The sequence below is a fragment of the Amycolatopsis sp. CB00013 genome, from assembly GCF_001905755.1.
In the GTDB taxonomy this organism is placed as follows: domain Bacteria; phylum Actinomycetota; class Actinomycetes; order Mycobacteriales; family Pseudonocardiaceae; genus Amycolatopsis; species Amycolatopsis japonica.
In genome coordinates, this window is the sequence record NZ_LIWC01000001.1 from 1,118,079 (window position 1) to 1,131,083 (window position 13,005).

Here is a 13,005-nt window from a genome sequence, read left to right on the forward strand (position 1 = left end):
GGATGTCGATCACATCGGGGTTTCCCCGGAGATCGCCCCGCCCACTGCACGGTTCGGTGCAACCGGCGTCGGCGATTAGGCCGAGCAGAGCAATCTCGCGGGATCCCCGTCATGGGTGATCCGGTCGCCCGTCGGAGTGTCGCCGGGGCGAACCGGCGACACTCCGAAGCAGAGGGGTACGGCTGATGACCGCGCAGCGCACGATCACGGACGAGATCGGCGAAATCGGTGTCTGGCTGATGGGCGAATTCGGCGGCCGGTTGCCCGCGAACGTGATCAGCCGGGTGCTCAACGCGAGCAAGCGCGACCTCGAAGGCCGCATCGACCCCGAAGAGCTGGGCGAGATGTTCCATACGCTCTGCCGGTTCCGGCTGCAGCGGATCCTGGCCGCGGACGAGCGGATCACGGTCAAGATCCCGGACGCTCGCCTTTCGTGACGGTCTTGAGCTCGACGTACTGAGCGAGGCCGGCCGCGCCGTATTCACGGCCGATGCCGCTGGCCTTGTAGCCGCCGAAGGGACCGTCGAAGCCGATCGGCGCCCCGTTGACGGTGACCGTCCCGGTGCGCATCCGTCGTGCGACGGCGAGCGCGCGGTCCTCGTCGGCCGACCAGACACCGCCGGAGAGCCCGTACTCGGAGTCGTTGGCGATGCGGACCGCGTCGTCCTCGTCGGTATAGGGGATGACGACGAGCACGGGCCCGAAGATCTCCTCCTGGGCGATGCGCATCGTGCTCTCCACGTCGGCGAACAACGTCGGCGTGACGTAGTTGCCCTTGTCCAGACCTGGCGGGATTCCGGAGCCTCCGGTGACCAGGCGCGCGCCCTCGGCGATTCCGATCTCGATGTAGTCGCGCACCCGCCGCTGCTGGTCCGGCCGCACCATCGGGCCGATGAAGGTCTTCTCGTCGGCCGGGTCGCCGACCACGAGCGATTCCATCATCTCCTCGAGCCCGGCGACGGCCTCGTCGTACCGATCGCGCGGCGCGAGGATCCGTGTCTGCGCGATGCAGGCTTCGCCGTTGTTGAGCAGTGATCCGAACTTCAGCCCGGCGATCACGTCCGCCATGACCGCGTCGGGCAGGATCACCGCCGCGGACTTCCCGCCCAGCTCCAGGCTGACCCGCTTCAGCCGCTCCCCCGCCAGCGACGCGATCCGGCGGCCGGCGGCGGTCGAACCGGTGAACGCGATCTTGTCGACGCCGGGGTGCTTCACCAGGTATTCGCTGGTCTCCCGATCCGCGGGCAGCACGCTGATCACTCCGGACGGCAGCCCTGCCTCCTTGAGCAGGTCCGCGAGCAGGGTCATGCTGAGCGAGTTCTCCGGCGAGACCTTGAGGACGACGGTGTTCCCCGCCAGCAGCGCCGGGACGATCTTGGCCATCGACGCCGAGAACGGCGAGTTCCACGGGATGATCGCGGCGACCACGCCGATCGGCTCCCGTCGCACGATCGAACGGAACGGCGCGGACGGGTCCGAGGGCGTGAGCGTCTCCTCCCACCCGAATTCCTCCGCCGCCTTCAGGTACGAGACGGCGAGACGTCCCACTCCGGGCTGTCCGGCCCTCGTGAACCAGAGAGCGGAACCGTTCTCGGCCGAGATGAGCTCGGCGATCTCGTCCGCTCGGGCCTCTCTCAGCGCGTTCAGGCGCCGGAGCACCGCGATCCGCTCCTCCGGCGGCGTCCGTGGCCACGGACCTTCGTCGAAGGCGAGCCGGGCCGCGGCGACGGCGCGGTCGACGTCGGCCGGAAGAGCTTGGACGACGCGTCCGAGAACCGACCGGTCATGCGGGGACACGATGTCCAGCCGCGTCGGATCGCTCGGTGCCGTCCACTCGCCTCCGATGAAGAGCCTGTCGTTCGTGATCATCGTTCCGCCTCTCTAACTGTCACAGTGAAGTAGCACTTATGACGGTTAACGACACAGCAGCGTGATACATTCCCGGAATGAGAGCCGACGCTACGCGCAATCTCGAAGCCGTCCTGACCACCGGCGCGCGCATGCTCGCTCACGACCCGTCGGCCAGCATCAGCGCGATCGCCGCCGAAGCCGGTGTCGACAGGCGCACCGTCTATCGGCGCTTCGCCTCCCGCGAGGAACTCCTGTCCGCCATCTACGACTCGCGGCTGACCGCGGTCGAGCAGGTCGTCCGCGCCGCCCGGCTCACCGAGACGGCGGTCCCCGTGGCCTTGCATCGGTACGTCGAAGGCATCATCGAGGTCAACCGCGCCTGGCCGGTCGAGCTGACCCGGATGCGCGCCGAACCCTCCATCCAGGACCGCCGGAACCGGCTCTCCGCCGAGGTGGACACGTTCCTCCAGCGGGCCACCGACGAAGGATTTCTCCGCGCGGACGTCCCGGACGGCTGGTCCGGCCGGTTGCTGATCCAGCTCCTCCATCTCGCTTCGCGGGAGGACATGGACCCCCCGCGCGCCGCCGATCTGCTCGTCGAGACCTTCCTGAACGGGGTCGGCGCTCGCTAAGAACTTCGTCACCCCTCGACCCACATGGAGCGGCGACGTCACGCAGAGTGTGCGAAGGTGGCGGCATGGCCGCTTCCCCAAGGCGATTCCCCCTGTCCTGGACCACCGTCATGCCGGTCCTCGCCATAGTCGTGCTGGCGTTGAGCTGGGGCCGCGACCTGGGCGCGGTGCCGGTGATCATCGTCGCGCTCGCGCTCGGCGGGACGGTGCTGGCCGCGGTGCACCACGCCGAAGTGGTGGCGCATCGCGTCGGGGAGCCTTTCGGCTCGCTGGTGCTGGCGATCGCGGTCACGGTCATCGAAGTCGCGCTGATCGTGACGATGATGTCCTCCGGCGGCCCCGAGGCCGGGACGCTGGCCCGCGACACGGTGTTCGCGGCGGTGATGATCACCATGAACGGCATCGCCGGCATTTCGCTCATGGTCGGCGCCCGTCGGTACGGCGAGACGCACTTCAACCCCGAAGGCAGCGGCGGCGCGCTCGCCACGGTGGCGACGCTGGCCACCGTCAGTCTCGTGCTGCCGACCTTCACCACCAGCACCCCGGGGCCGGCGTTCAACGGCACGCAGCTCACCTTCGCCGCCGTCGCCTCGCTGCTGCTCTACGGCCTCTTCGTGCTCACACAGACCGTGCGCCACCGCGACTTCTTCCTGCCGGTCGACAGCGAGGGTTCGGTCAAGGAAGAGGAACACGCCGAGCCGCCGACCAACAAGGCCGCGCTCACCAGCCTCGGCCTGCTGCTCGTCGCGCTGGTCGCCGTCGTCGGCCTGGCGAAGGTCGAATCCCCCGCCATCGAAGCGGGGGTCAGCGCGGCGGGCTTCCCGCAGTCGTTCGTCGGCGTCGTGATCGCCATGCTGGTGCTGCTGCCGGAAACGCTGGCCGCTACCAGGGCCGCGCGGCGCGATCGGATGCAGACCAGCATCAACCTCGCCTACGGTTCGGCGATCGCGAGCATCGGGCTCACCATCCCGACCATCGCGCTGGCGTCGATCTGGCTGGACGGGCCCCTCCTGCTGGGCCTCGGCGCGACACATATCGTGCTGCTGGCGCTGACGATCGCGGTCAGCGTGCTCACCGTCGTCCCCGGCCGCGCGACCCGGCTGCAGGGCGGCGTGCACCTGGTCCTGCTGGCCTCGTTCCTGGTGCTCGCCATCAACCCGTGACACGAGTCCTCTTCGGACCGGGTTCTGTCGGGGGTCCCGGGTAATCTCAGCCCCGTGAACGCTCGGGACCGCATCCAAGAACTCGCCGATCAGATCGTCGTCCTTCGCGACGCCTACTACCGGGGCTCGCCGAAGGTGGCCGACGCCGACTACGACGCGATCGAAGACGAATTGCGCGGGCTCATCGAGGCGAATCCCGAGCTCGCCCCGGAGCCGAACCCGCTCGACCAGGTCGGCGCGCCCGCCGTCCTGCACGCGCCCATCCGCCACTCACGGCCGATGTTGTCGCTGGAGAAGGCGACCAAACCGGAGCAGGTCGAGGCGTTCTTCGCCCGGTTCCCCGGGCAGCCGGTGGTCGTCATGCCGAAGCTCGACGGACTGTCGCTCGCCCTCGTCTACGAGAACGGCCGCCTCGCCAGGGCGGTCACCCGCGGCGACGGGACCACGGGCGACGACGTGACCATGCTGGTCCGGGCGCTGACCGACGGCGTCCCGGACAAGGTCGACGCCCCCGGCCGGGTCGAGGTCCGCGGCGAGGCCGTCATGCTGCGTTCCACTTTTGCCGCCTACAACAAGGTCCACCCGGACAAGCCGCTGATCAACCCGCGCAACGCCGCCGCCGGCACCCTGCGCGCGAAGGATCCGGCCACCGTCGCCGAACGGCGTCTACAGTTCTTCGCGTTCGACCTCTCCACGGAGCCCGACAGCGCGGAAACCGATCTCGACGGCGCGCTGCGGACGCTCGGGTTCGCCGCCGCCGACATGCGGCACTGCGAAGACGCCGAGTCGGCGCAGGCCGTCATCACGACCATCGAGCAGCAGCGCAACGATCTCGACTACGACCTCGACGGTGCGGTGCTGCGCCTGGCGGATCGCGACGCGTACGCCGCCGCCGGAACGCGGTCCAGTTCACCGCGCGGGGCGCTGGCCTTCAAGTTCGCCGCCGAGGAGAAGACCACCGTGCTCGCCGATGTCGTCTGGGACGTCGGCAAGACCGGCAAGATCGCGCCCGTCGCGTGGCTGGAGCCGGTGTTCGTCGGCGGGACCACCGTCACGCGGGCGACGTTGGCCAACCAGGAGGTCATCAAGGCCCGCGGGATCAAGATCGGCGACACCGTGCTGGTGCGGCGTGCCGGCGACGTGATCCCGTTCGTGGCCGGTGTCCTCGACGCCGCCAAGCGGACCGGCGAGGAGCGGGAGATCGTGCCGCCGTCGGTGTGCCCGTCGTGTGAAGAGCCGCTGACCGAACAGGGCAACAGCCGGGAACTGTTCTGCACCAACGTCGCCTGTCCCGCCCAGACCGTCCGGCGGCTGATCCACTGGGCGTCGCGCGCGGCCGCCGACATCGACGCGATCGGCGGCGTCTGGATCGAGCGGCTCGCCGAGGCCGGGATTCTCGAACACCCGTCGGACTTCTACCGGCTCACCAAGGAAAGGCTGCTGGAGTTCGATCGCATCGGCGACATCTCCGCCACCCGCATGATCGAGTCGATCGACGCGAGCCGGGCCGTCGGCCTGCGCCGCGCGCTGATCGGTCTCGCGATCCCGATGGCCTCCGAAGGCACCGCCGCGCGGCTGTGCCGGGCCGGGTTCGGTTCGCTGGAAGCCGTCGTGGACGCGGGCGAAGAGGGGCTCGTAGCCGTCGAGGACATCGGTCCGAAGGTCGCCGCGTCCCTGATCGAGCACCTCACCCGCCTCCGTCCCGAGCTCGAGCGGCTGCGCGAAGTCGGAGTCTCGCTGGACGTACGTGAAGAAGACCTCCCGCCGGTCGTCGCGGCAGGCGCTCCGCTGGAAGGCAAGACGGTCGTGGTCACCGGATCGATCAGCGACCCGCGCTCCGGCGAGAAGGTGCCGCGCCCGACCTTCCAGCGGCTGTGCGAAAAGGCGGGCGCGACGATCGCGTCGTCGGTCTCGGCGAACACGGACCTGCTCATCACCGGCGCGGACGTCGGCGCGAGCAAGCTCACCAAGGCCGAAAAGCTCGAAGTCGAGGTCGTGGACCAGGGCGTGATCTGGGGCCAGCTGATCGAGGCCGGTGTCGTCTGACCTCCTCCCGCGTTTAGTCCTCTGAATGCGGAAGTTCGTGTCGCGAACCACCGCATCCAGAGGACTAAACGCTGGGCTTCGTCCGGTAGCGCGGGCTCGTCGAGTGCCATTCGAAACCGCCGCCCATCCAGCCCCGCAATCCGCGCAGGAACCGTTGCAGCTCCACGGAAGGAACCGCGCTCAGCTTTTCGTGGGCGGCCTGGAAGTCACGGACGACGTCGTTGTGCAGCTCGACGGTGATCGCCGTGGCCTCTTCGATCGTGCATTTCCGGTCGTCGGCGATCAGCAGGACCGCGTTGCAGGGCGGCGATTCGTCCTCCAGATCCTTGGTGACGGAGTGCACGTCGTTGACGAGCACTGCCGCCGTGCCCGCTTGGATCGCCGCCTCGCGGACCCGAGGGTCGTAGTAGAGGTTCGACGTCAGTTCGTACCCGCCGAGGACGTCGATCAACGTCATCGAGGTGTAGAAGCTGTCGTGCTGCCTGGCGGCGAGATACTCCCACGCGGGCGGGTATTTCCCGCTGTGGCGCCACGCCGCGTAGGCCGTCCAGCTCACGAACATCGCGAAGGTCGAGTAGCAGACACGCTGGACCTGCGCGGCCGTCCCGGATCGCCGCAGGAAATCCGTCGCCGAGCCCAGTGCCACCAGGACCCGGTCGTTTCGCAGCGTTTCGTCGAGGTCTCGGCTGAATTCGCCCAGCGACGGCACCGGGTCCATCGCGGCCATCGCCAGCGCGAGCTTCGGCGGCAGCTCGGCCGGCACCGCGCCGAGCGACGTGTCGTCGGCGTAGAGGTCGTCGGCCGCCCACCAGGCGGCGTTGAGCTTCGCCGAGATCAACAGCCGCTCCGGATCCTCGCAGTCCGGATGGGCGAGCATGACGAGCCTGCCGAAGCCCGCATTCCCGATCTGCTCGCACTCGTCCTCGTCGAACCCGCACTCCCCCGCCCACAGCACCAGCCGCCGGTCGACCTCCACGGCGAGCGGGTCGTTGATCCGTTCGGTGACGGGGCAATACAGCGGCGGTGCCGACCCGTCACCCCACGGCCGGTACGCGTAAGCCGGGTCGAGACCGGGTTCCTCAGGTGCCGGAGCCTCCTGAGGAACCGCGGTCAGCCGGGCCGCCAGCCGGGCGGCGGACGTGCCCAGCCCGCTCGGACCGGCCAGCAGCGTGGCGAGCGCACCCTGTTCGGTCATCGCTTCGCTCTCCAGGTTCAGACGCGGTCCGCGGCGATGAGCAGATAGTGGAAGCTGCCTTCGCGGTAGGCGTCGAGGAACGGTCCTTCGATCCCGGTCGCCACCGAAGACTTCGCCCGCAGCTCCCAGTACGGGATCGTGTCCGGCGTCAGATCCACCACCGAGATCGGCACCAGGTCGTTGGCCGTCATGGCCTTGAAGTACTCGCTGCGCGGATGGATGTTGCACGTGTAGTGCTGGTCGATCTGCGCGACGGCCTTCGACCGGCCACCGGTCACGTCGTTGTAGCACCCGGTGATGGTGACGTAGCGGCCGCCGAACTCCAGCTGTCGCGCGTGCTCGGCGAACAGTTCGTGGAGGTCCACGTACATGGTGCTTTCGTTGTTCCAGATCGCCTTGCGCGAGCCGCTTTCGAAGCCGGTGTCGAGCATGTTGCGGAAGTGGTAGCGCACCCGGTCGGCGACGCCGCGGATATCCGCCTGGTGATTGGCGAACTCGACCTGTTTCTCCGAGATCGAGATCCCGTCGACGTGGCAGCCGAACCTCGCGTTGGCCATGATGCTGGACCCGCCGCGGCCGCAGCCGGCGTCGAGGAGGTGGTCGTCAGGTTTGACGTCGCCGAGGTGATCGAGCAGGACGTCGGCCTGCGCCGTCTCGAGGCGATGCATTTCGGCGATGATCCGCTCGTCGCGGGTCTCTTCGGGGCCTTCCAGCACCGACCAGTCGACCTCGCCGACCCCGTAGTGGTGGTGATAGAGCCCGTCCACATCGCCCAGACGCAGGTTGACCGGGTCCTTCTCCTTGTTCCAGTACGACGCCACCGACTTCTGATACTCGGTGCGCAGAACCTTGGCGGGAGCGGGAGTACGGGCGATGGTCACGTGCGTGGTCCTTTCTGGAGCGTTGTTGTTCGTTGTCGTCGCGGGGCGAGGGGTCACCGCGCGACCTCGACGTTCTCCAGCACACCGAGCGCGTCGGGCACGAGCACGGCGGCGGAGTAGTAGGTGCTGACCAGGTAGCTGGCGACCGCCTGATCCGAGATGCCGTCGAACCGCACGTTCAGTCCCGGCTCGTACTCGTCGGGCAGGCCGGTCTGGTGCAGCCCGATCACGCCGTTGTCCTCCACACCGGTCCGCATGGCGAGGATCGATGACGTGCCGTTCTCGGTGATCGGGATCTTGTCGCAGGGCAGGAGCGGCACCCCGCGCCACGCGGCGACCACCTTGCCGTCGACGGTGGTGCCCTCCGGATACAGGCTGCGGCGCGTGCATTCCCTCCCGAACGCGGCGATCGCGCGCGGATGGGCGAGGAAGAACTTCGTCTTGCGGCGGCGGCTGACGAGTTCGTCCATGTCGTCGGGTGTCGGCGGACCGGACCGGGTCTGGAACCGCGACTTGAGATCGGCGTTGTGCAGCAACCCGAACTCACGATTGTTGATCAGGTCGTGCTCCTGCCGCTCACGCAGCGCCGAAATGGTCAGCCGGAGTTGCTCTTCGAACTGGTCCATCGGCCCGTTGTAGAGATCGGTCACCCGCGTGTGCACCCGGAGCGCCGTCTGCGCGACGGCCAGGTCGTACTCGCGCGGCGAGATCTCGTAGTCGACGAACGTACCCGGCAGCAACGGCTCACCGTCGTGTCCGGACGACATCCCGATCTCGGCCTCGCCCTTGGCGTTCTGCGGCTTTCCCTTGTGCGACAGCATGTCCTGCACATGGCGGCGCATCGCCTCCGACCGGCCGTTGAGGTCGGCGAAGTCTTCGGCGCGCAGGGTCAGCACGATCACCGGGGTGACGGCCTTGGCGGTGAACGGCCAGTTCCGGTCGATACCGGCGAGCATCTCGTCGCCGAAATGGTCGCCATCGGCCATGCTGCCGACGGAGGCTTCGGCACCGTACTCACCCGGCACCACCTTGGCGATCTTGCCGTGCGCGACCAGCACGACCTCGTCGAGCGGAGCACCGTGGCTGACGATCGTCTCGCCGGGCTGGTACTCGTGCTGCACGAACCGGTCGGCGAGCGCGGTGAGCGTGTCCTCGTCGTCGAAACCCCGCAGCAGAGCCAATTCCGCGAGTTCCTGCGGGACGACCCGGACCTCCGTGCCGACGTTGGTGAAGCTCACCCGTCCGTCGCCGATCGCGTAGGTCAACCGCCGGTTGACCCGGAAGGTACCACCGGTCGCCTCGACCCAGGGCAGCATCTTCAGCAGCCAGCGCGGCGTGATGCTCTGCATCTGCGGCCGCGTCTTGGTGGTCGTCGCCAGGTTCCGCGCGGCGGCTGGGCCGAGACTGAGCCGCCGGTCGGCCTCCGGCGTCGCGGCGGTCATCCTTCGCGGCCGAGTTCGGCGGCTTCGAGGACGGCCAGCGCGTCCGGTACGAGCACGGCGGCGGAGTAGTAGGTGCTGACCAGGTAGGAGATGATCGCCTGCTCCGAGATACCCATGAACCGAACGTTGAGCCCTGGCTCGTATTCGTCCGGCAGGCCGATCTGACGCAGGCCGACGACGCCCTGGTTCTTCTCCCCGGTGCGGATCAGCAGCACGGAACTGGTGCTGGTCTGGCTCACCGGGATCTTGTTGCACGGCAGGATCGGGACGCCACGCCACGACGGCACCTTGTGCCCGCCGAGGTCGGTGCCGGTCGGGTAGATGCCGCGTTTGCTGCACTCACGGCTGAACGCGGCGATCGTGCGCGGATGCGCGAGGAAGAAGCCGGGGTCCTTCCACACCAGGGCGAGCAGGTCGTCGAAGTCGTCCGGCGTCGGCGGGCCGGTGCGCGTCGCGATCCGCTGGGTGAAGTCGGCGTTGTGGAGCAGGCCGAAGTCGGTGTTGTTGATCATTTCGTGCTCTTGCCGCTCACGCAGCGCTTCGATGGTCAGGCGCAACTGCTGTTCGGTCTGGTCCATCGGCTGGTTGTAGAGATCGGACACCCGGCTGTGGACCCGGAGCACGGTCTGGGCGACGCTCAGTTCGTATTCGCGCGGCGAGGTCTCGTAGTCGACGAACGTACCCGGCAGCAGCGGCTCACCGTCGTGTCCGGACGAGATGTCGATCTCGGCCTCGCCGAAGTCGTTGGAGCGTCCGGAGTCCTGCGACGCCTGCTCGATCTGCGCCTGCAGCGATTCGGACTGTTCGAGGACGCGCTCGAAGTCCTGGCGGGTCAGGGTGAGCACGGTGCAGGCGGTGGACGCCTTGGCGGTGAACTCCCAGATGCCGTCGTCGTCCACGAGGGCCTGCGCGCCGAAGTAGTCGCCGTCCTTGACGACGCCGAGCGCGGTCTCGTCACCGTAGTGACCGGGGCCGGTCTTGCTGATCTTGCCGTGCGCGATGAGGAACACCCGATCGGCGCGGTGCCCGAATTCGACGAGTACGTCGCCGGCCGCCACTTCCTGCTGTTCGAAGCGGCGCGCGAGTTCGGCGAGGACCTCTTCGTCGTCGTATCCCTTGAGCGGTTTCAGTTCACCGAGTTCCGCCGGGATCACGCTGACCTCGGTGCCCGCCTTCGAGAAGGTCACCCGCCCGTCGCCGACCGCGTAATTGAGCCGCCGGTTGACCCGGTAGGCACCGCCGTTCACCTGAACCCATTCGAGGGACTTCAGCAGCCACCGGGAAGAAATTCCCTGCATCTGCGGAACGGATTTGGTCGTCGTCGCCAGGTTTCGCGCGGCGGCGCGACCCAAACTCAGCTGCGGGTTTTCCGACCCCTGGACACCTTCGGCGGAAGTGCCCGATTCGGTCACGGTCACAGCAAGGTCCACCCTTCGATAGTCGTGTGAACAAACAAGATCCACAAATCGCGGCGTGCCGGTCATGCCCCGAAGTGCGGCCCCGCAGGATCAACATAGCAAGGGGTTTTTCCCACACAAGCGCACTTTCAGGTAATACGACAAGGCCACCCGAATGCCGATTTTCCCATTGTGCAGGAAAGCTTTTGCCAGCGTCACTCGGCGCTTTATGGCCGCCACGCAATCGGGCCAGTAATTGTTCTGAGGTGTCACGCGGGGCCGCGCCGAAACTCCCCGCCGTGCCCGCGGCACGGCCGTTTGAGTGGCCCCACCGGACTCTTTCGGGTCGCCTCCGCATCGTCGTTCGCCACTGGCTTGACAGACAGCGACGAAACAGAGGGTTGCGTCGGGACACTCCGTCGGGTCATGCTCAGCCGTTGCTGACATATCAGCGATGGCTGTACTGTCCCGCGCGTGCCGACCCGAATCGGTGCCGAACCCTGGTCTCCCTCCTCGATGGAGTGAAAGGAGCCCCATGACTCCGCCCGCACGGTGGAACCGGTACTGGGACGGCAAATCCCGCAACTATGACCGGGAAATGCAGTTCATGGACCGGAAGCTCTTCGGTGATTCGCGGGCGTGGGCCTGCGGACAGGCCACCGGCGACGTCCTCGAAGTCGCCGTCGGGACCGGCCTGAACCTGCCGCTCTATCCCGAAGGGGTCACGCTCACCGGCATCGACCTCAGCGACGGGATGCTCGCCATCGCCCGCGGCCGCGCCGAACGCCTCGGCCATCCGGTGACGCTACGGCGCGCCGACGCGCACGACCTGCCTTTCGACGCAGATTCGTTCGACACCGTGGTCTGCACCCTCGGACTCTGCGCCATCCCCGACGACGGCAAGGCGTTGCGGGAGATGGCCCGGGTGCTCCGGCCCGGCGGCAGGCTCATCCTGCTCGACCACATCGTGAGTTCGTCCCGCGCGGTCCGCGGTCTGCAATGGATCGCCGAGAAGATCACCGTGCCGATGGCGGGCGAGCACTTCCTCCGGCGGCCGTTCGACAAGATCGGCGATCTCGGCCTGGCCGTCGAACAGCGGGAGCGGTTCAAACTCGGGCTGGTGGAACGGCTCGTCGCCCGCAAATGAGCCGTGTCATCCGAATTTCATCGACGCGGACGATCCTGAGGACGTGACCTTCCCTCAGCAGCAGTCGCCCCTCTGGCAGCAGTACCCCGTCGCACCGCCGAAGAAGACGCCGAACACCGGGCTGATCGTCGGCATCGCCGCCGGGGCGCTCGTCGTCACCGGTGGAGCGATCGCGGTGACCGTCGCGCTCGCCACCGGCGGCAGTGCCCCCGAGGTCGACCCCGACCCGTTTTCCGCACAGGCCGGGGATTGCCTGTCGGCCGACGAAGACGCCGGCTCCAACGGCGCGTTCAGCTCCAGCGCCGTGCGGGTGCACTGTTCGGACGGTTCCGCGAACTACACGGTGATCGCACAGCTTTCGAGCAGTTCCGGCTCGGACTGCAACGCCGTGCCCGGCTACGAGTACGGCAACCCCGTCGTCTACGACTTCACTTCGGGGCAGTCGCGCGAACTCTGCGTCATGCCCAAGGGCTGAGTAAGGCGCTGCACTTGCCCGGCGTGCAGATCGCTCACCCACTCCCATCCGGGTTCGGCCGACGAGCCGATCCGCGGGTCGTCGGGAGTGCGGCCGTTTCGCACGGCGTGGACATACGCCCGGTCCAGGTCGATCCGTGCGCGCGTCTGGCCGGCGCCACCGACGGCCCCGTGGCCGGGCACGACGACCTCGACGTCGTCCGCCACCTCTTCGAGCAGCCGGAGCCCGGTCAGGTAGTCGCCGAGCGGATCGGCGGTGTCGTCGAACATCGGCACCAGGACGTCGGAAAGCATGTCGCCGGCGACGAGAACACCGTGCTTCTCGATCACCAGCGCGGCATGGCCGGGAGCGTGAGCCGGATGCTCGACGATCCGCAGTTCCGGGCCGTCCCAAGGAATCCGCGTGCTTCCGGCGGGCAGAGCGGTGATGAGGCCGAACAGCTCGAACGGCACCTCACCGGCGATCTCCGGCGGCAGCCCTTCGGCGAAGTCGGCCTTCCAGTCCTCTTTCGACCGAAGATCGCGCAGGTAGGCGGCGCAGCGATCCGTGCCGTAGCGGGGCACGTCGCCGAACGCGGCGTGCCAGAGCGCGTGATCCCAATCGGGATGGGTCGCGAAACCCGCCACCACGCTCCGGCCGGACTCGGCCAGGTCGTTCGCGAGGCAGGCCATTTCGCCTTCGGTGATCCCGGGATCGACGAGCAGCACGCCTTCCTCGCCATCGACGATGACCGTGTTGTTGCGGAGCAGCGCGCTCTGGTGGACCAGCACACCGTT

General features: G+C 68.0%; 12 protein-coding genes. 6 read left to right on the forward strand and 6 right to left on the reverse strand.

The features are described 5' to 3' along the window. Positions 1 to 185: 185 nt before the first annotated feature. Complete coding sequence (locus tag AMK34_RS04980; RefSeq protein WP_038513300.1) at positions 186 to 437, forward strand: hypothetical protein; 252 nt, start codon at positions 186 to 188, stop codon at positions 435 to 437. On the opposite strand, the gene AMK34_RS04985 is transcribed toward AMK34_RS04980, so the two are convergent. Further along, a complete protein-coding gene (locus AMK34_RS04985) occupies positions 409 to 1,869 on the reverse strand; it encodes an aldehyde dehydrogenase (RefSeq protein WP_073843255.1) in 1,461 nt (486 codons plus the stop codon). The genes AMK34_RS04980 and AMK34_RS04985 overlap by 29 nt on opposite strands. A 77-nt stretch (positions 1,870 to 1,946) precedes the next feature. Between AMK34_RS04985 and AMK34_RS04990 the strand changes: the two genes are divergently transcribed. From AMK34_RS04990 to ligA, 3 genes are all read left to right on the forward strand, one after another. Further along, positions 1,947 to 2,483, forward strand: coding sequence for a TetR/AcrR family transcriptional regulator (locus AMK34_RS04990; protein WP_073843256.1), 537 nt, complete (start codon positions 1,947 to 1,949; stop codon positions 2,481 to 2,483). Positions 2,484 to 2,548: 65 nt separating this feature from the next. Beyond that, positions 2,549 to 3,646, forward strand: coding sequence for a calcium:proton antiporter (locus AMK34_RS04995; RefSeq protein ID WP_073843258.1), 1,098 nt, complete (start codon positions 2,549 to 2,551; stop codon positions 3,644 to 3,646). A 54-nt stretch (positions 3,647 to 3,700) separates the two neighbouring features. Then, complete coding sequence (gene ligA / locus AMK34_RS05000; protein ID WP_073843260.1) at positions 3,701 to 5,692, forward strand: NAD-dependent DNA ligase LigA; 1,992 nt, start codon at positions 3,701 to 3,703, stop codon at positions 5,690 to 5,692. A gap of 64 nt (positions 5,693 to 5,756) precedes the next feature. Here ligA and AMK34_RS05005 read toward each other — a convergent pair whose 3' ends face one another. Genes AMK34_RS05005 through AMK34_RS05020 form a run of 4 tightly spaced genes read right to left on the reverse strand, consistent with a single transcriptional unit; the run spans position 5,757 to position 10,628 of the window. Next, the gene (locus AMK34_RS05005) at positions 5,757 to 6,887 is read right to left on the reverse strand and encodes a family 2 encapsulin nanocompartment cargo protein terpene cyclase (RefSeq protein WP_073843262.1); all 1,131 of its coding nucleotides are present in this window, start codon (positions 6,885 to 6,887) and stop codon (positions 5,757 to 5,759) included. Between the two features lie 17 nt (positions 6,888 to 6,904). Beyond that, a complete protein-coding gene (locus AMK34_RS05010; protein WP_073843264.1) occupies positions 6,905 to 7,768 on the reverse strand; it encodes a geranyl diphosphate 2-C-methyltransferase in 864 nt (287 codons plus the stop codon). Positions 7,769 to 7,821: 53 nt separating this feature from the next. Further along, positions 7,822 to 9,210, reverse strand: coding sequence for a family 2B encapsulin nanocompartment shell protein (locus AMK34_RS05015; protein ID WP_038513284.1), 1,389 nt, complete (start codon positions 9,208 to 9,210; stop codon positions 7,822 to 7,824). Continuing rightward, positions 9,207 to 10,628 carry a family 2B encapsulin nanocompartment shell protein gene (locus AMK34_RS05020; RefSeq protein WP_038513282.1) on the reverse strand — a complete coding sequence of 474 codons (1,422 nt, stop codon included), beginning with the start codon at positions 10,626 to 10,628 and terminating at the stop codon, positions 9,207 to 9,209. The genes AMK34_RS05015 and AMK34_RS05020 overlap by 4 nt, the downstream gene beginning before the upstream one ends. Positions 10,629 to 11,142: 514 nt before the next feature. On the opposite strand from AMK34_RS05020, the gene AMK34_RS05025 reads away from it, so the two are divergent. After that, positions 11,143 to 11,754 (forward strand): class I SAM-dependent methyltransferase, encoded by a 612-nt coding sequence (locus AMK34_RS05025; protein ID WP_038513280.1) that lies wholly within the window; start codon positions 11,143 to 11,145, stop codon positions 11,752 to 11,754. A gap of 43 nt (positions 11,755 to 11,797) precedes the next feature. Next, a complete protein-coding gene (locus AMK34_RS05030) occupies positions 11,798 to 12,229 on the forward strand; it encodes an LppU/SCO3897 family protein (RefSeq protein WP_073843266.1) in 432 nt (143 codons plus the stop codon). Here the strand turns inward: AMK34_RS05030 and AMK34_RS05035 are convergent. Next, on the reverse strand, positions 12,175 to 12,999 hold the full coding sequence (locus tag AMK34_RS05035; protein WP_241832687.1) for an MBL fold metallo-hydrolase: 825 nt from the start codon (positions 12,997 to 12,999) through the stop codon (positions 12,175 to 12,177). The genes AMK34_RS05030 and AMK34_RS05035 overlap by 55 nt on opposite strands. Positions 13,000 to 13,005: the final 6 nt, after the last annotated feature.